General features: G+C 44.3%; 18 protein-coding genes. 13 read left to right on the forward strand and 5 right to left on the reverse strand.

The genetic code is table 11. The features are described from left to right. Positions 1-431: 431 nt before the first annotated feature. Both L4D79_RS06615 and L4D79_RS06620 read right to left on the reverse strand, forming a co-directional pair. Positions 432-2366, reverse strand: coding sequence for a monovalent cation:proton antiporter-2 (CPA2) family protein (locus tag L4D79_RS06615; RefSeq protein WP_428649010.1), 1935 nt, complete (start codon positions 2364-2366; stop codon positions 432-434). Further along, positions 2363-2989 (reverse strand): NAD(P)H-dependent oxidoreductase, encoded by a 627-nt coding sequence (locus L4D79_RS06620; RefSeq protein WP_428649012.1) that lies wholly within the window; start codon positions 2987-2989, stop codon positions 2363-2365. The genes L4D79_RS06615 and L4D79_RS06620 overlap by 4 nt, the downstream gene beginning before the upstream one ends. Positions 2990-3471: 482 nt before the next feature. On the opposite strand from L4D79_RS06620, the gene L4D79_RS06625 reads away from it, so the two are divergent. From L4D79_RS06625 to L4D79_RS06635, 3 genes are all read left to right on the forward strand, one after another. Then, complete coding sequence (locus tag L4D79_RS06625) at positions 3472-4044, forward strand: hypothetical protein (protein ID WP_428649014.1); 573 nt, start codon at positions 3472-3474, stop codon at positions 4042-4044. Positions 4045-5066: 1022 nt separating this feature from the next. Further along, positions 5067-5531: an SRPBCC family protein gene (locus L4D79_RS06630; protein WP_428649016.1), complete on the forward strand. Its 465-nt coding sequence runs from the start codon at positions 5067-5069 to the stop codon at positions 5529-5531. Positions 5532-5655: 124 nt separating this feature from the next. Then, positions 5656-6204 carry a GNAT family N-acetyltransferase gene (locus L4D79_RS06635; RefSeq protein ID WP_428649019.1) on the forward strand — a complete coding sequence of 183 codons (549 nt, stop codon included), beginning with the start codon at positions 5656-5658 and terminating at the stop codon, positions 6202-6204. Positions 6205-6226: 22 nt separating this feature from the next. Here L4D79_RS06635 and L4D79_RS06640 read toward each other — a convergent pair whose 3' ends face one another. Beyond that, positions 6227-6718 (reverse strand): GNAT family N-acetyltransferase, encoded by a 492-nt coding sequence (locus L4D79_RS06640; protein ID WP_428649021.1) that lies wholly within the window; start codon positions 6716-6718, stop codon positions 6227-6229. 635 nt (positions 6719-7353) lie between these two features. Here L4D79_RS06640 and L4D79_RS06645 point away from each other — a divergent pair. Beyond that, positions 7354-7662, forward strand: coding sequence for a hypothetical protein (locus L4D79_RS06645; protein ID WP_428649023.1), 309 nt, complete (start codon positions 7354-7356; stop codon positions 7660-7662). Positions 7663-7730: 68 nt separating this feature from the next. On the opposite strand, the gene L4D79_RS06650 is transcribed toward L4D79_RS06645, so the two are convergent. Continuing rightward, positions 7731-8279 (reverse strand): hypothetical protein, encoded by a 549-nt coding sequence (locus L4D79_RS06650; RefSeq protein WP_428649026.1) that lies wholly within the window; start codon positions 8277-8279, stop codon positions 7731-7733. A 205-nt stretch (positions 8280-8484) separates the two neighbouring features. Between L4D79_RS06650 and ovoA the strand changes: the two genes are divergently transcribed. From ovoA to L4D79_RS06680, 6 genes are all read left to right on the forward strand, one after another. Continuing rightward, positions 8485-10605, forward strand: a complete 2121-nt coding sequence (ovoA, locus tag L4D79_RS06655) for a 5-histidylcysteine sulfoxide synthase (RefSeq protein WP_428649028.1) — start codon at positions 8485-8487, stop codon at positions 10603-10605. Between the two features lie 221 nt (positions 10606-10826). Then, positions 10827-11954 (forward strand): carbohydrate porin, encoded by a 1128-nt coding sequence (locus L4D79_RS06660; RefSeq protein WP_428651726.1) that lies wholly within the window; start codon positions 10827-10829, stop codon positions 11952-11954. 176 nt (positions 11955-12130) lie between these two features. After that, positions 12131-12436, forward strand: a complete 306-nt coding sequence (locus L4D79_RS06665; protein ID WP_428649030.1) for a DUF1289 domain-containing protein — start codon at positions 12131-12133, stop codon at positions 12434-12436. Between the two features lie 228 nt (positions 12437-12664). After that, positions 12665-12901, forward strand: coding sequence for a hypothetical protein (locus L4D79_RS06670; protein WP_428649033.1), 237 nt, complete (start codon positions 12665-12667; stop codon positions 12899-12901). 104 nt (positions 12902-13005) lie between these two features. Then, positions 13006-13452 carry an META domain-containing protein gene (locus tag L4D79_RS06675; protein WP_428649036.1) on the forward strand — a complete coding sequence of 149 codons (447 nt, stop codon included), beginning with the start codon at positions 13006-13008 and terminating at the stop codon, positions 13450-13452. A gap of 81 nt (positions 13453-13533) precedes the next feature. Beyond that, positions 13534-14637, forward strand: coding sequence for a hypothetical protein (locus L4D79_RS06680; RefSeq protein ID WP_428649039.1), 1104 nt, complete (start codon positions 13534-13536; stop codon positions 14635-14637). Positions 14638-14687: 50 nt separating this feature from the next. Here L4D79_RS06680 and L4D79_RS06685 read toward each other — a convergent pair whose 3' ends face one another. Next, positions 14688-16457 carry a bifunctional lysophospholipid acyltransferase family protein/GNAT family N-acetyltransferase gene (locus tag L4D79_RS06685; protein WP_428649042.1) on the reverse strand — a complete coding sequence of 590 codons (1770 nt, stop codon included), beginning with the start codon at positions 16455-16457 and terminating at the stop codon, positions 14688-14690. Between the two features lie 221 nt (positions 16458-16678). On the opposite strand from L4D79_RS06685, the gene L4D79_RS06690 reads away from it, so the two are divergent. The 3 genes from L4D79_RS06690 to L4D79_RS06700 all read left to right on the forward strand — a co-directional run bounded on the left by L4D79_RS06690 (position 16679) and on the right by L4D79_RS06700 (position 19180). Beyond that, a complete protein-coding gene (locus L4D79_RS06690; protein WP_428649045.1) occupies positions 16679-17155 on the forward strand; it encodes a CreA family protein in 477 nt (158 codons plus the stop codon). A 285-nt stretch (positions 17156-17440) separates the two neighbouring features. Continuing rightward, positions 17441-18274: a hypothetical protein gene (locus L4D79_RS06695; RefSeq protein WP_428649047.1), complete on the forward strand. Its 834-nt coding sequence runs from the start codon at positions 17441-17443 to the stop codon at positions 18272-18274. 273 nt (positions 18275-18547) lie between these two features. Next, positions 18548-19180, forward strand: a complete 633-nt coding sequence (locus tag L4D79_RS06700) for a heme-binding beta-barrel domain-containing protein (protein ID WP_428649050.1) — start codon at positions 18548-18550, stop codon at positions 19178-19180. Positions 19181-19233 lie beyond the last annotated feature (53 nt).

The following is a 19233-nucleotide window of genomic DNA, read 5'->3' on the forward strand; positions in this document are numbered from 1 at the left end:
AATATTGCCCAGAAAATGTGGAACTGTCCGTCCATTTGTAAAACATACAAGTCACCTAATTAACAAGCTAAGTAATGCCGGTCCAACTCCGTGGGTCATTCACATGTCCATGGTGACAGCTTGTAACTAAGGTGGCTGAACTCTATGGTTCTGGCCGGAAGCGGAGTATATAGAGATATAGATCACATTAAAAACCCGAAATGGTCTTTTTTTTGTGATCTGGGTTTAATCGAGCAAAGATTGGTCAAATGTAAGAAATAATTTCCAAGTGTCAATTTCTGATGTAAAAAAGCAAACGATTACTAAAATTCTGTCTCTTTCTTTCTATTTTCTATTCTGGTAATCGAGAATAACAATAGCGCCGTTAGTTAAGGGGGAAACTCACCTAACTGCGCTTATCTTTAACGGCTTTGCACTGATCTCGATAAAAACTAATCTTGCTCTTTGTTCATTTTAGCGACGACATCGATATAATCTTTCGGTGGCGGTGTCCATCCCCGCTCGGATGAGGCGTGTTTATCATGTCTGTCTGCTTTCATCTCGTTGCTTAGTGCTTCCTCGAGCTGCATAAACAGATCACGATAAGTTGCATTAAATTTGCTCTCTTCAGTATTGTCCTTCCATGCTTGGTAGAGCACCTCTTTACTCTTGGTCTCCGTTTCCACGAAAGTTTGCCGCAACTGCTCTGCCCTGAATGGGTGGATCCCGAGGTCTTTCAGGGCTTGGGTCCCCATCGTCAATGCGGAATGGTACGTTTCGCTAATGATAAAATCTGCGCCGGCAAACCGAAGCGCATAATGATGCCCCCGATCGTAAGCTCTTGCCAAAACCCGCACATGGGGATAGGTCTGTTTCACATACTTCGCCAACTCTACTGCCCGCTCTTGATCATCAATGGCAATCACCAGCAATTTTGCATCTTCAATACCGGCGGTATGTAGCAAGTCTGGACGGGTCGCATCACCGTAGTAGCTTTTAATGTTGATTTTTCGCATGTTATCGATCTGTCCAGCTTCATGATCGAGTACGACGGTCTTCACCCCATTGGCCACCAATAAACGGTTGATAATTTGCCCAAAGCGGCCAATCCCTGCGATGATCACCGTTCCTGTTTCATCAATTTCATCTGCTTCTCGCTCATTGCTTTGCGCTTCAAATTTCGGCACAACCACTTTATCGAAGAAAATAAACAAGCCAGGGGTCAGGAACATAGAAATGGCAACAACCAAAGATAACACCTGCGCAATGCCAGCTGGCAACACATGGTTTTGCATTGAATAGCTCAATAATACAAATCCAAACTCACCGGCTTGCGCCAAGCTCAATGTCAGCAGATAGCGATCGCTTCCCTTTACTTTGAAAATCAACGCGAGGGAAAACAACACCGCCGCTTTAATCAGCATAACCCCTAAGGTAATACCCAGTACCAGACTCACATTGCTCATCAACACTGAAAAGTCGATACCGGCGCCGACAGTAATGAAGAACAAACCGAGCAATAACCCTTTAAACGGCTCAATATTTGATTCAAGCTCATGGCGGAATTCACTGTTTGCCAACACAACGCCAGCCAAGAAGGTCCCCAGTGCCGGGGACAATCCCACTAAGCTCATCAAGGCGGCGATACCAATAACAAGCATCAGCGCGGTAGCTGTAAAGATCTCTCTCAATCCCGCACTGGCAACAAAACGAAATAACGGGCGACTAAGGAAGTGACCACCTACTACCACGGCAGAAATGGCACCAATTACGACCAATGCATATCCCCAGCCCGGCAATCCTGCAACAAGACTCAGCTCTTCGTGATGTTCAGCTGCTTGCTGAGCCAGTTGCTGGGCTTTTTCAACCAATTCCGGTAACGCTAACAACGGGATCAATGCCAACATCGGGATAACGGCAATATCCTGAAAGAGCAACACCGAGAAGGCATTCCTCCCCCCTTCTGTTTTGGCTAACCCTTTCTCATTGAAGGTTTGCAAAACAATCGCCGTTGACGACAAAGAAAAAATCAACCCTATTGCCAATGCTATGCTCCAGCCCAGGCCAAACAGCATCGCAATCGCCATGACAATGACGGTTGTCAGCCCTACCTGGAGCCCCCCTAAACCAATCAAGCGATGACGCATATCCCACAACATTCTGGGCTCTAATTCCAACCCAACCAAAAACAGCATCATAACAACACCGAACTCAGCAAAATGCTGAATGGCAAGAGTCTCTTCGCCCACCAAGCCGACCACAGGGCCAATAACAACACCGGCTATCAGGTAACCCAATACCGACCCAAGACCAAGCCGTTTGGCAATCGGCACAGCAACTACTGCAGCACAGAGATAAACGAAGGCCTGAATAAAGTAGATGGTCATGCTTGTTTCTCCCGGATCAATACATCAAGGTGATCATTGAGCTTAGCGACATCTCCTGCCTGCTCGAAATCAACCCGGTCATCGCGAAGTGCCAACAGCAACCTCTGCCAACCTTCTATGTGCTTCCCTATCCGCTTTTCTTCTGCCGCCGTCCGCGCGCCAAATAAAGCATAAGGAGCAAGATAGTGCATGCCCGTTAATACCGCTGTTTGCTCCAGAGGATGCAGCAATTCGCGAATGGTGTAATGATTGAAGCCATCATCGCAGTAGGCATTCGCGGGCCCACCAGCAGTCAAGGCACACATAAAGCGTTTTCCCTGCAAGGCGGTTCCGTCCGCACCATAGGCAAACCCATATTCCAATACCAAGTCCTGCCACTCTTTCAAGATGGCTGGGGTTGAGTACCAATACATTGGAAACATAAACACGACAATGTCATGCTCTAGGAGTCGCTGCTGCTCCCTGTCGATATTAATACGCAAGGTTGGGTACTCATGATAGAGATCGACAGTCGTCACACCATCGATGCCTTGGGAAGATCGAAACAAAGGCCAATTGATTTCAGAACGATTGGTTGACGGATGGGCGAAAAGAATGAGTACTTTGTTCTTAATCCCTGACATAAAGCTCCTCACACTGGGAATGAAAACGACAAGCGGCGGATATATCGTGTCCTAAAAAACACATAAAACAGTGATAAGACAATGCCCTACATTCAAGATGCAGCTATACCTGTTTTGCATTAAGTGTAGACTGACAAATAAAAAAAGGGCGCCTGGAAGAGCGCCCAAAAGGAAGTTGTGCTAATTGCTTACATCGTTTACAAGCTCAGCACCCAAAGAAAGGACACAGTGCCCCAGGGGAGGTAAAGAGCTTGTTACCCGATACGCATAGTTAATGTAGCAATGGGTATGCCAACTTTTAAAAAGATGACTTACCTTACTTAATCCTTAGAAGTCGCTGCATATTGAGCTTGAAATACAGGGTTTGGGGCTAGCAATTACCATTTTTATTGGGGTACATTGTCATTAATATCATTCAAATGATTACAAAGCGTGCACAGTGCACCACGATAGCTCAGAAGGAAATCCAAACGGCGCGGGTTATGAAAAGAAATTCGACAAAGACTACACTACGTCGCACAGCGGTATGGCTACTCTTCGCCTCACTACCACTTAGCCAAAGTGCCGCTCAATCTATCCTTATACCCCAACAATTGCTCAACCACATGGATACTTACGGCAATATTTCGCTGCGCAATTCCGCCGAGCTCGTGCTACCCGATCCCTTGGTCGTTGAGGGAAACCTGAATCTCGAAAATAGCCAGATACGCCGGCTGCCCAATACCCTTAATGTAAACGGCAATCTGAATCTCGCCTACAGCGACATCGAATATTTACCCGCGCAGATCCGTATCGGTGGCTACCTTAATCTGGCCCACTCGAAAATTGCTGCGATCAACGAAGGGTTACAGGTACATGGCGACCTTAGCTTGATGGGAACAAAGCTCACTAAGCTTCCGGCACAACTTTATGTGGGTGGCGATCTTTACCTTGCCAACTCAAGCATAACCGAACTGCCTGAGTTCCTAGTTGTAAAGGGCAACATTTACCTTGGCGGCGTTGGAATTACATATATTCCTGAACATGCTCAAATTGATGGGATTATTTTCCAGTAGTTATCTAGAGACATCATATCTGTCGGCAGACAATGAAATGAGAAGGCTCTGGTGACTCTAAATCCTGCACCTTGAAGTAACTTGGGCATAAGTATATTAAATCTGTTTAAGATAAAAAAATGCTAAAGTAGATATAGTAATATTAATGATCTAGAAGTGACGCTTTGCAAGCAAGGTAATCGTTTGCGTAAAAATACAAATGGATAAGTTACGAGAAAATAATTTAACAAGAAAGGGGGGATATATGCCAGAAACACTGGATCACTTGTGCCTCTGGCTGTACTTCTATTTTAACCTATTTATAATCAAGTAATTAGCGCGATTGCGCAGCAACGGAATTACTTAGATTTTGATTTCAGGTTATTTGTTTGTGCCTGGTGGTAAAACCACTGACGGCGATTTCTATTTGACATAATACACCTCTCATTTTCCTAAACGAGTAAGGTTGATATTTCTCTTTAATAATACCGTTCTTACTCATCCCAACCGTTTTACTTTAAACTAAAGCCTGTGACATCCTTATGACACTTTAGTAAAAGAAAAACGTCAATTCTCTTTGTGTTCCAATAAGTGAACAGCCTGTTTTTTAAGGCTAATTTCATACCAACATTGGAGTAACCGAGAATTTAAAGAACTGTGATATAGCTAGAGGAGAGTGACTTGACCTTAAATAACGGTTTAAGGAGCCTTGTATGGAATTCTGCCTCTGTATTGCAATCAACAGATTCCAATATAAGAGGGTACCAAACCTTTTGCAATAGTCTTTGGCATTTTTTTTGTGATAAACATCATTAATTTTTATCCTCACATACATTTCCTTTAGATATTCTAATCCAGTGCATTGATTTAACTAACTTAAATCTACAGCCTTAATGTAATGCCTCAATCGGAAATTTATCTGAAACAAGAAATTTGTATCCCAATCAATAACAAGAAACCACCAGCAACAAAACAAGAACCTCATATTGACAAGTTGGAAACACTGAATAAACTGGCATAATAGTCCATGAGGAGTGGTAACCATGGGTATGTACACTATAACGCTAGAGAAAACCGCAAAAGTTCCAAGGAAAGTTCTATTTCAATTACTTACTGACCACGATAACCTCGGCCGTTTTTTTGATGGCCAATACAGCTTGATCAAACAAGGTAAACCGGAATGTAATGGGATCGGAGCGATCAGAGAAGTGTCAAATGGCTTACTTACCTACCAAGAGCAAGTCATTGATTACAAAGAAAATGAGCATTTACACTACAAAATCATACAGGGTGTGCCAATCAATGAGCACGGAGGGTGGATAAAATTTAATAGCTTAAATGCTCACGATAGCATGATTCACTACCGCATCATGTTCACACCCAAGGTTAAAGGGACAGGCTGGATAATAAAGTACCTGTTTGAAAAGCGAATCAAACGCGCACTCGACAGTTTAGCGAGCTATGGTGAGGATAACTGGCAACCTGAAAACAGTATTTCCTCCGAATAACCGAATTATCACATGAATGTTCTAATTGTTTAATATATATCCTCTAATTTGATCTGGTCGCTATCCAAGATGGTCTTTTAAGGTTTTACTAATACCTTACAGACACTTAACCAATAGGATGACTATGCAGCACCAGCCATTGTTAACCACTCAGCGATTACTACTTCGTCCGCTGCAGCTTTCTGATGCAAAACGGGTACAAGCACTAGCGGGGGACGAGCAAATAGCCAATGGTACAATTAATATTCCCCACCCTTATACCGATGGAGTTGCAGGGCAATGGATCGGCAGGCACTTAGCCGGTTGGCACCAAGGACATTCAGCCATCTATGCCATCACTCTCAAAACAACCCAACAACTCATCGGGTGCATTGGCCTGCACAATATTCAAGAAGGTAAAGCACAACTTGGATATTGGATCGGGGTGCCTTACTGGGGACAGGGATACTGTACCGAAGCCGCTGAGCGCGTTGTTGAATTCGGTTTCAAGCGTTTGAAGCTAGAGACCATTTACGGCCAACACTTCAGCCGCGAAAATAACCCCGGAAAGGTTATGCAGAAAATTGGTATGAGACATATCATGACCAAAAACAACGGAGTAAGGGTGAACATGATTACAGAAAACATGGAGTACTACGAAATGAAGTCCCCTCAAGCACTTCCTGTCAGTTAACCGCTGGCGGCACTCCTGCCCATTACTCCCTTAGCCTTGCCATATGGTACACATCAACATATTCACCATTACGCAAGGCATAATTTCTCGATGTCCCTTCGATAGCAAAGCCTAGTTTCTCATAGAGCGCAATGGCAGATGCATTATCTGTATACACCGTTAGCTCAATTCGAGTCACCCCGATCCAATTCTCAGCTAGGTCAATCAGCTCTGTAAGTAATTGGGTACCTACTCCTCTCCCTTGATAATCATCATGTACCGCCATACCAAATCCAGCGACGTGACGACGACGAGGGTTTTGCTCAACCGCAAAACCTGCCTGCCCAGCGACTTGACCATCGACTTCAGCAAGGAGGCTATACACATTAGAGGGTAGGTTTTCGAGACGTTGCTGCCACACCTCCAATGACGGGTGAGGCAACTGTAAAGTACCACTGTATGCATTACGCTGAGCATAGATATCACGAATCGCAGGGATATCCCCTTTTTCGACATGCCTGATTGTAATCGCCATTTGCTCCCTCCTTGTTTACAAATCTTCCCTCAGCACCTTTAGGTATTTGGGCATTCATTCAAAAAAAACACACAAACAAATGAAAAACAAGCACTTTTCATCACGCAAGGAAAAACACTGCTCATCAGTGATAGGCTAGCACCTCACTTCCTGTGCTCAGTTAGTACTCTCATCTGTAATTTTTATAAAATTCAGCCATTTCGAGTTTATTTTATAATTGAATTATTAAACTGATCCTTTTGATATTTCACTATGTATAAGGAATATATTTAGCATACTGAAACTTCACAAATAGCGAATTTCCTTAGTTTTTTCCTTATATGTCATAGCTATAGGTTAAAACAGTATAAATTTTGTGCCTTTTAATCAAATCCAATAGCTATACTGATATTGAGGTAAATGGGCTAATTCGCATAAGCAACACAAACTAACTTTTGCGACAGGCTACATTTAATGCTCATGGTAAAAAAGTTGAACGATTAACGCACTGATTTTAATCGATAAGAAAAAAAATAATAAATTTGATGAAAGATACGATTTAAAGGCGGGTCTTATAGGTTGAACGTGAACTTAGTAACACTCATAAGTACACAAACAACAATATGGCCGAAGCCATAGATAACGAGGTGAAGATTATGTCTAGCTTGAAAGTACTAACTGCAACCGCTGTGATTGTAATGTCTTCTTCAGCCTTTGCTGATATCCGTGTGGCAGATACCCACAACGGGGCATGGGTAACCGTAACTGAAAATGGTCAGCCAGCTGCTAACGCGTCCGTTTCTGTTGCTAACGTTCCTCAACAACGTCAGAGCTACAAAACTGACGAAAACGGCCGAGTTTTCATTCCATTAACATTAGAAAACTCTCGTTCTATCAAATACAAAGCAACTACTGAGGGTGGCAAACAATCTTCTCGTTTCGCTTTCCACTCCACTAACAAATAGTTGAATAAAACCTAATATGCAAAAGCCCTCTTCGGAGGGCTTTTACTTTTGTGAGCACCAACACAAAACTATCGATAATCCTTCCGGTTAAGATCCCTTGCTAATACAAATGCTAAACCAAGTACCTGAAGGAACAACGCTAGGTTCCTCAGTCGAGAGATCGCTTTCATTTTCTCAGCATTATTATTAATCAACTCTTGGTTAGCCAAGTATAAGTTATTGATTTTCTCTCTCTGCTCAGCTTGCACATCATTAAGCGCTAACATCAAACTAGGAATATTCTCAATGGATAGTTCAACCGGCGTATCAGGTAGCCAATACGCAATATCATGTTCAATTTGCGCCGCTACCTCGCTTGGTATCGAAGACTGCATCATGTCGGCAACATTCAAAATCACCAAAACATGCTCTCGCTTACGCTCGACCGTTTCAACTTGCTGCCAAATCAACTGGATCAGTTTTTCATTACCTTGCTGGCGCTGAACGATATCATTCGACTGTCTCGTTAAGTCATCGATATAAAAATTCGTCAGTAAAGCCGAAACAATATTGAGTATTAAACCGATAGCGACCAGTGTCCAAGTCGGTACCTGCCACTTCTTAGAAACCTGCCCCATTTAATCATCCAATTTGCCGACAAATAAACATAATCACCTAATCATTATGGCAAATTATTTGCACTTTTATGTCGCTAAAATAGCTCCAAGTATTCTTACTAAGACAATAACTTACATTAGCTTATTTTATCTTTATGGCTGACTGTTTCTTTGACTATCTTTATTTTTAAGCTGTCTAAAAATAATAGAAAAGGAAAGCGATTCAATGGATAAGATTCCAATGTATGCTACCCGCACCCTCTCCCTTACGGGCGCTGACTCCGAACAAAAACGCCATGAACTTAAACTCGCTTTTAATCACACCTGGGAGCTCTATGAGTCTCTTTTTCGTGTGATCAATAATGACAAGGCTTATTTTGTCAAAGCCGAGCCTCTGCGCCACCCATTGATTTTCTATTTCGGTCACACTGCTACCTTCTATATAAACAAACTCAAGTTAGGTAAATACATCGAGCATCGGATCAATCCTCACTTTGAATCCATGTTCGCCATTGGCGTCGATGAAATGTCATGGGATGACCTTGATGACACCCACTACCAATGGCCAAGTGTCACTGAGGTTAAACAATACCGAGATGATGTAAGAGCTCTGGTCAATCAAGTGATTGACGAACTTCCGCTCACTCTTCCAATCAATCAGGAAGACCCAGCGTGGATCATTCTGATGGGAATAGAACACGAGCGGATCCACCTTGAAACCTCATCAGTCATCATTCGCCAATTGCCTCTTGAAGATGTTACCCCTTCCCCCCTCTGGCCAGCCTGTCGTGATACCAACAACGCACCGGAAAACTGTTTACTCAGTGTGGCAGGCAGCCACATTGTTCTAGGTAAAGGTGAAGATGAAACCACCTATGGTTGGGATAACGAGTACGGAACCCAAAGCTATCAGGTGGCGGACTTCAAGGCATCCAAGTATCTTGTCTCGAACCAAGAGTTTCTCGCCTTTGTCAAAGCAGACGGTTATCGACACCAGCGCTACTGGGATGATGAAGGCAAAGCATGGTTAACTTATACCCAAGCGGCAATGCCCCGCTTTTGGCGAGAAGAAGACGGACAGTGGTACCAGCGAAACCTCACTGCTGAAGTACCATTACCGCTAAACTGGCCTGTCGAAGTTAACCAGCTTGAGGCCAAAGCATTTTGCAACTGGAAGGCAGAACAGACCCAACGCCCTATCCGCTTACTCACCGAAGCAGAGTGGTACCTACTACGACAGAACATCGAGACTGACTCACCACAATGGGACGAAGCTCCTGGCAACATAGAACTTGGCTACTATGCCTCTTCCTGCCCTATCGATCGCTTTGAACATGAGGATTTTTGCGACATCATTGGCAACGTCTGGCAATGGACAGAAACCAGTATCGACGGCTTCCCGGGCTTCACAGTCCATCCGCTGTACGATGACTTTTCCACTCCCACATTTGATGGCAAACACAACCTAATCAAAGGCGGATCGTGGATTTCGACAGGCAACGAATCAATCAAAGCCTCCCGATATGCCTTCCGACGGCATTTCTACCAACATGCAGGGTTCAGGTACGTGGAGTCCCAGCAGGCCCCCGAGACAATGGCTAGCTTGAATATCTATGAAACTGACGAATTGATCTCACAGTACCTTGAATTTCATTACGGCCCTGAATATTTTGCAGTACCGAACTTCTGTACCCATGGTGTCCAAGCCTGCTTGCAGGAAATCCAACTGACTCAGCACCACCGAGCGCTCGATATTGGCTGCTCTGTCGGGCGAGCTTCTTTTGAGCTCGCGAAAACCTTTGATCATGTTGATGGCATTGATTTCTCGGCGCGTTTTATTCAACAAGCCTACTCGCTTACCGAGCAAGGGGAAAAACGATATACCATCAAGACTGAAGGGGATTTGGTCGAGTTCAAATGTGTCACCTTGGCTGAAATGGGCTACCAGAATGTCGCCAACAAAATCCATTTTGTGCAAGGGGATGCCTGTAACCTCAAACCGCAATTCTCACAGTATGACTTGATCTACGCGTCAAACCTGATCGACCGTTTAGGCAATCCCAAGCAATTTCTCAGCACTATTCATGAGCGTCTCAATCATGGTGGTTACCTCGTTATCACCTCGCCTTACACCTGGCTGGAAGAATACACAGACAAAGAAAACTGGCTTGGCGGGATAAAAGTAAACGGGGAAAACTTCACCACCTTGGATGGTTTAACCGAAACCCTCATTCCCCATTTCGAGCTGATCGCCGTGAAGGAAATCCCGTTCGTGATCAGGGAGACCAAACGCAAGTTCCAGCATTCACTCTCAGAGATGACGATATGGCGTCTTAGAACAACGTAGGGATCAATGCGCTTCTATCGCCAGCCTCTCCTCGATTTTCATGCGCTCATTGTTAACAGTCGAGTTAACTTTGGGCGTTTCCTGTTTTGGTGCCCGCCTGTCGTGAAATGATAATTTTTGAGACTCACAGGAATGTACACTTCTGCCAATTTTACATAGATGACAGAGCACCATTAGTGAACAGTAACTTTGCAAATTTTTGCCTATTATCCTCAACACTTATAACCATCAACCCGGCATTTGGCGGTGACTTTGGTGGCCCAAGCGCTGTTGAAAACCGATTAGCAGACGAGTCCGCTAACTTTGGCCTCGAGTACATTTCTGTTGGTGTAATATCGCCTAATGGCTCAAACGGCAACAGCGTTAATAGAGCTTCAGGTCTGGTCCAATTTTATGGTGAATGGGATTTGCTTGACGGTGATGGTGGCATCATTTTCAAGATCGGACATCGCCATAGCTACACTGACACCCCCGTCTCTGATCTCTCTTTTGCCGATGATCTAACAGGCGGCCCCGAAGGGATCGGATACGTAGGATCAATTGGCTCTATCTATACGGATGTCGGTTTTCTTGTCTCCAACCTTCATTGGATGCAAAGATTTAACGGCGGAAATACCTCGGTCAAAATCGGCTGGCAAGATGTTACTGACTATGTTGATGCTTACGCCCTAGCAAACCCTGTAGACGGTTTTAATAACCTCGTTTTCTCTACCGGCTCTGGCTCTATGGGAATTCCAGATGAAGGTGTTTTAGCAATATCAGCAGGCCATATGATTACTGATAACTATTATGTTGTTGGCTCGATCGCTGATGCAAATGGGCAGTCTGAGGACATTTTCGATGGCTTCAATACCGCATTCAATGACGGTGCATACTTTACAACCATTGAGCTTGGATGGACGGCCTCACAAGAGCAAATCTATACCGATAATGTTCATATTACACTTTGGGGCTTCGGGGAAGACACACGACATAGCAATGCAACCGGTGAAGGTGGGAAAGGGATCAACTTCTCTGCCAGTTGGTTTGCTACCGATAACATAATGCCATTTATCCGAGGCGGATTTTCAGATGGCGATGTCGCAATTTATGATAAATCTATCAGTGTTGGAATTGGCTATTATGGGCTTGGTAAGCCAGAAAACACCCTTGGGTTGGCGGTGAACTGGGCAGAAACAAATGAAGTCGCTTTTGGTGGTGACGAACAATACACAGCAGAGCTATATTACAACATGCAACTTGGTAAGCATGTGCAAATTACACCAGATATCCAATACATCAAAAACCCAGCCGCATCCAGTGAAGACAGTGCACTCGTATTTGGCTTAAGAACTCGGCTATTCCTGTAACTTCAACTTGTTCAACGAGTCAGATAAGCACAGAACATAAATCGTATGCTACACCAGATCAAAAAGCCGCTATCACTCAGCACCGATTTCGTTATTGCTGTGTCTGGCGCACCTTGAAGTCGCTTGGGTATATGTTATGTTGTGCGCATCAAGTAAACAACGAAGTAGTACCAGCAGTGAAAACCCCTTGCGTGGCAAAATGTAAAAACAATGAAGGTATCTGTAGTGGATGCCACCGGACGATGACTGAGCTAACGGCGTGGCGTACCATGAATGATTCAGAACAAGAAAAAAAGATAGAAGAGATCCAAGGGCTGCAATCCACACATACCTGTAACCAGTGTGGCCAACCGGCCTATTGCGAGATCAGTGCGGGAAAACAAACTTGCTGGTGCTTCGAGCTTACAAAGCGTGATACATCGGGGATCCCATCAGGCTCTTGCCTATGCCGACGCTGCCTAGAAAAACTACCACTGCTTTAATCATTAACAAAAGCAATCTGACAACCCCATCCATCAGGCAGGCCAATACCAATAAAAACAACCACTTAAATGTTGGCTTGTTTTTATTGAACAGTGTATTATAATCATCTATTCAATATCCGGCGCACTGAGATGACTGTAATAAGAGTATTATTCCTTTTTGTTTCTACTTCATTACCCCTACTTGCAACAGCAAGCAACGTACTTCCTGACAATGAGCAGATATGTATGAAGACGGTAGAAACCTTACTCAGCCAGCAACAGATATTGTTCAGCGATAGTCAGGCTACACCTGAGACGCGCCGACACGCTGAAAGAGCCATAGATAGTAGCCGTGAAGCTTTTGCTCAACATGGCAGCTATTGTGACGCGCAGCGAGCACTGCAGCGATTTGATGACGAAAATGAAAGCGCTTTCCATTACAAGCAAGGCGAAGTCAACTTTTTTGGCCGGAGCCACTATTGATATTTCAAGATAACTGCTTGGTAGTGCTACTATAATTCAAAACAACTATTTAACTATATCGTTGATTTAAGCCCTTAACACGGCAAACCTTTGAGGTAATGTATATGAAAAAGTGGCTATTCATCTTGGTACCCTTGTTATTTACGCTAACTGGTTGTGATACCGATTCAGAGCAAGGTTTTTCAGCCAAGAACCTACAACAAAGCTGGGTGCTGACTAAGGTCGACGGTAAAGACATTACCATTACTGAACCACGCACTGTACCGGGCATGGCTATCGATGCTGACCTGAAAGTCTCTGGGTTTGGTGGGTGTAACCGGTTCTTCGGCCAAATTGAGTTAGCAGACAGTAACCGAATTCGCCTTGCTGGCATGGGCTCTACCAAAATGGCCTGTATCCAAGATGATCAGGCAACAGTCGAAGCTATCATGACCCAGTCTCTTCAAGAGTGGAATAACGCAGCGTTGGAAAACGATATTCTAACCCTGACGTCAGAACAGCATATTTTAACTTTCACGCCTGAAGAAGTGGCTGGCGAAGATAGCCAATAGCTACTAGCCCAGTTTCCCTTTTCGCGCAGCCTTTTGGCTGCGCGTTGTTTTGCATGAACCGAATATGTCTAGTGTCTAGTTATGAAAATTAATAAACGACAAGCCAAAACTCTCAATGAGGCGATAACCCAATGGGAGAAAGATGACCAAATCACTGCTGATACGGCCAAATCACTTCGTAATAGCTACGAGGTCGTGGGTTTTGACTGGAAGTTACTGGCTGTCTACTCGTTTTGGATTGCCATTACCTGCTTCATTATCTCCATCGGCATATTGCTAGCCGATGACTACCTGATGGCTCTATTAGCAACCTTAATTGATACACCAGCCAGTGTTCTGTCCGTCATCAGCGCTATGTTAGCCGCCGCGTCATTCACCTTCGGCATTAAACGCCGGCGTCGCTATCCAGAGAAATACTTCAGTAATGAAGCCATGTATTTCTTTGGTGTATTATGGACAGCGGTATCCGTTGGATTCTTAAGAGAAACCGTATGGTTTAGCGAATTCCATGATGCTATCTATCTGTTGATATTGACACTGGTATACGGTGCTATCGGATTCCGCCTATCCAGCATGCTGGTTTGGATTTTCGCTCTGCTGAGTTTTGCCGGATGGGGACTGGAACAATCAAGTTATTTTGCCGAGCCGTCGGGTTACTTCCTGGGTCTTAATATGCCATGGCGCCTTGTCGTGATCGGCTTGTTTGTACTGGCTATCGCTTGGTGGTTCGGACACAAACAATCCACAGTGGCAGATGCGGGCGGCAACCAAGCAGAGACATTATCTCCTGCTAATAAATTTGTCTACTTACAAGATCCTACGCGGTTCATTGGCTTGTTTTACCTCATGTTCGCGTTATGGCTGGTTTCATTGGTTGGTAACCACACCAGCGCATCGACCTGGTCAAAGGTTTCGCAAGTATCATTCTTACCTTGGGCAGTGCTCTCAGGCTTGGTGTGCGTAGGTTTGCTCTATCACGGTATCAAACATGCCGATAAACTCACCCGTGGTTTTGGTATCACCTTCTTGCTGATCAACCTCTACACCCGTTACTTTGAGTATTTCTGGGACGCCATGCATAAGACAGTTTTCTTTGCCCTACTGGCGTTGAGTTTCTGGCTAATTGGCACCAAAGCTGAAAAGTTATGGCAATTAAGCCATATCAAGGAAAACGAGGAAGCGTAAGCTTCAAGCTCTTGGCAGGAGGAAGCATACGGCTTCCCTTGCCTCTATGCCTACTGGGCGGATTCAAACTGTGCTAAATATTCTTGCGCCTCTGGCTTGCCCATATACTTACCTAACGTTTTGACTGGCACCCGGCGTAAATCCACCACGATCAAACCATCCAGTGCATCATTGAAATCGGCATCGACATTAAAACACACCAACTTGCCGTTCAGCCCGAGGTATTGTCTCAGCAGTACAGGAACACCTTTACCACCATCAAGGCGTGAGATCACCTTCGACAGTAACTGAATATCTGCCAGCGACGACAGCATCTCGGTTTGCCAGAACCTCGGCCCCTTCTGCGCTAAAGGGTTACTTGCAGAAACCAATTCGGCGCTTTCCATGTCATAGTGATGCACAGCCATACTCTCAGCCAGTAAGTAACGTGCTTCTGGGCTGTAATCATTGCTGATACTCACAGGCCCAAACAAATGGGTGTAGCAAGGGTGACGGGAGACAAAAGTCGCGATGCCTTTCCAAAGCAACATCAAGGCGCTGAGGCTCTTTTGATAGTCGGCTGCAATGACCGAGCGTCCCAACTCTATCGCATCCCCCTGCTGGTGAAGAAACCGCTCGTCGTAGTTGAACAAAGTGCGGGAATAAAGCCCGCCAATCCCCTCAGAGGCCAAAATCCTGTCTACCAAACCTAACCGGTACGCGCCAACCAGGCATTGTTGATCACGATCCCAGACAAAAAGGTGATGGTAATACTGATCGAACTCATCAATATCCGCCGCTTTTCCTGTCCCTTCCCCAACCGCACGGAAATTCATCTCCCTGACCCTACCCAGTTCAGCCATCACCGAAGGGATACGCGCAGCCGACGTACAGTAAACATCAAACTGGCCTGATGAAAGGAGGTGCTCACCCTCGCCAAGCAGGCTAATTTCTTTGGAAAGGGCCTCTGTAGCTACAGGTGGTGCTATAGGCTCCGCGTCAATACCAAACGTCGTGACCTTCGGTCTTTTCGAGCTTTTCAGCTGGCTACCCAATAAATACGTATTGAGCCTTAGGTAATTCACCAGCTGCTTGTTGTCCTCAAACCCTTTGATCTCTTTAAAACTAATCGCTTCACCAATTGCGAGCTGAATTTGCCGGTCACGTTTGTTGAGCAACTCACGCCCCAACATTAATGTTCTTAGCAACGGGTGAACCCTGCCTGCCATATAGAATTTCTGGCTGTTTTTGCCATCAATATAGACGGGCACTGTTGTCGCCTTGCTTTTGCTAATTAAACGGCTAACAGAGTGGCTCCAGTCTTTATCGGTAATGCTGCGTGTTTTGCTATCGTATGCTGATACTTCCCCTGCCGGAAACATCAGCAGCAACCCGCCATGCGCAAGGTGCTTGTGGGCTTCTCTGAGCGCTTTGATATTGGCTTTCACAGCTTGCGGGCCTTCGAACACATCGACCCCGATAAACAACTCGTCTAATTCAGGAACCGTTTTCAGGTAATGGTTAGCCAAAATCTTAATGTCTTTACGAACTGAACGCAGCAACTCCGCCAGTATGACGCCTTCGACGCAACCCAGCGGATGGTTAGCCACGACAACGGTCGCCCCAAGAGCAGGAATCTGGGCAAGCGAACCTTGCTTTATCGAGTATTGAATCCCTAGGGTATCTAGGGCGTAACGGAGAAAAACAGCCACATCGCCGCCGACAGGGCGGGCCGCGTAAAACTGATCGAGCTTTTTTAACCCCGTCGCCCACTCAGTAACGTGCTCTCCCACACCGAATGGCGTTTTACGAGGGAGCCGGAAAGGGCTTGTCACTTCCATGTTGTTTCCTGCCTATTTATTCAACAAGTGAATTAATATTATGAAACAGGTAGATGACCGAACCGTGGCACTTTTACGGCAAAAAAATGAGCGAAATACGACGGTATGATGACGCACAAACTCGCATGTTACGATTTGAAGAATTACAGCTTTGTCATGCAGGAATTAGAAATTAGCGCCAAGTTACTGCTATCATGGTGAAAAATGATGGAGAAATAATAATGAAATCAAAACTACTGCTTGCGGGTCTGCTTGCTGCCTCTACAGTGTTAAGTGGTTGCTCGGATGATGAAGTCGGTGATGTGAGTCTTGGTATGTTCACCATGAAGGATATAAAAATCGGCCATTTAAAAGATGATGTCGTCACGGGAGTAACCTGCCATATCGCATCTGTCGAAGCGAATTTAAGCCTTGCCGACCCAAGTGATAGCTCCATTTCCTGCCGTCAAACGGGTGACATTACACCAGAAATGATCGCACAGATTGACAAGTCTAAGTCAGGTGAAGTGGTCTTTAAAAAGTCAAAAAGCATCTTCTTCAAAACAATGAAAGTCAGACGTATCTATGATGCTGAGAACCAAACACTACTGTACCTGTCTTACACAACGAAAGAGACAGAAGGTAGCTTCAAGCATAGTCTGTCGACCGTTCCACTATACGGAACAAAAGCTTATCAGGCCCCAACTGCAGCACAATAGATTTATACCCAAGTGATTTCAAATTGCTTAGATATATAGGATGGAGGGTGAATGAGCGCGTTTTCACCCTTCATGCAGCCCTTGTTCATTCAGTCAAAATACACTCAATCCCTGCCTCTGCTCTGCTTGATTTGTGAAGTCCACTCACCACTTCATGCTGAGATTTCGCAAAATGTCGAAGCACTTCATAAAATCCAATCGTAATATATTGCAAGCAGTTCAATGCATTCAAGTGTTTGTTAAAATTGATAACTCTGATAACACCATCAAAAAAAAGGGATTTAGATGAGAACATTATCAAAGGGCTTAATTGCTTCATTACCGGTCTTATTCATTACTGCCTGTGGCGGCGGAGGTGGAGGAAGCGAAGGTACAAGTAATAACGACAGCACAGCAAACACTGGCAATGTCATCAGTATTCCAGCCACAACCCAAAATTCAGATGCTAGCAGCGGCCACAACACCAGCCAATTGAATTTCAATACAAACATCATTGTCGACAGCAGTGATCTCTCAGTTAGCGGTACGACCAAGATTTACAACTATACAAACCCTCAAGTAGGGCTATTCGTTGATCATCACGATAAGATTGAGTTATTGGCTGATGGGAAAAAGATCACGCTGACTGAGGATTTCTCAACTGATTTTGGTACCAGTTACAGTTATACACTGCCCAATAATGCCAGTAGTTATGAATTCATGTATACCCGAAATGGCGAACTGGTATCAGAGGGAAGCTTGGACTCTCTACCACAAACTTTTGGGGTTTCAGGTACGATAAATGGTGAAGATGTTGCAATTACCCTAGATAAGAGCGCCAACCATACTTATGAATATATTTCGGAACATCTCATCTGTAAATATAATGTTGATGACATAACAGCGCTAGTAAAAAGTATCGACTCTCGCAATGGTGAAGGAATGCTCACCGGCGATTACCACAAGAATTTAGAACAACTTTTCGACATAACTATAGACAGTTTGAAAACAGAATTCAGTACCTGCTCTGTTGACGTTGATTTTGTTTCTGAATCAGAAACTATTAATAGAGTTCTATCTAGCAAGAATATTTCTATCTTTCCTATTTCGACACAACTAAGCAAAGTTGAATTATTCTAATCACGCCAACAATAAAAGCCATCTATTGCTCTGGTGGCTTTTATTTACACCCAAGCATTAATTTACCCCCATTCGCTATAAGTATTTCTCCATAATTCAAAGTGTAAGGGTTTATTCTTACAGCATTCCTTTATCACATAGTGAAAAATAAAATATCATTTACAAAAACAATAATTAACATAGATCAATAATTCACCAACATTAGTTCATGTAAAGTAGCCGCCATAACAATAATTAATTCATCTTAAATTGAAAATAAAAAGGAAGCTCAGTATGAAAAACACAATTATTGCTCTTGGCGTATCGGCGGCATTATCTCTACCCGTTTTTGCTGATGATAATGACAGCACTATCATTGATGGTATGGACTTCGGCCCACTCGCCCAGTTGGTCGGGACTTGGATCTCTGCCGATGCTGGCGGTGTCGATATTGCCCCCGCCCAGAAAAACTTAGATGTTCAGGCGGGCTCACCCGCTGTAACACCTTTCTACGAAACCATCACCTTTGAAGTTGCCGCTGATGCCACCAATGCCAGCGATCAATACCTTGTCGCGCTATATTACAAGCAGGAAGTGTTCCGCAAAGCGGACGATTCAAAGTTCCATGATCAGCGTGGCTACTTTGTTTATGATAAAGCCAACCAAAAAGTTTATAACTCTTTCTGTGTCCCAAGAAATACCTGTGTAACCGCCGAAGGGGCTGCCGGCGATCAAATGACACTGGTTGCGTCTGACCGTGGAATTGCTGAATCAAATTACATGACAGAAAATGCAAAAACGACTGATTTCACGATGAGTATTCAAATTGAAGATGACAAGATGACCTATTCTCAGACTACGATATTGGATATTTATGGTCAGTCCGTTTCTCACACTGACTCAAGTATTTTGGTAAAAGTTGAATAATAGAAAAGACTCCCTATAAATAAAAAGTGCGACTACAAGGTAGTCGCACTTTT

Origin of the sequence: Photobacterium satsumensis, assembly GCF_050336935.1 — a bacterium.
Taxonomy (GTDB): Bacteria; Pseudomonadota; Gammaproteobacteria; order Enterobacterales; family Vibrionaceae; genus Photobacterium; species Photobacterium satsumensis.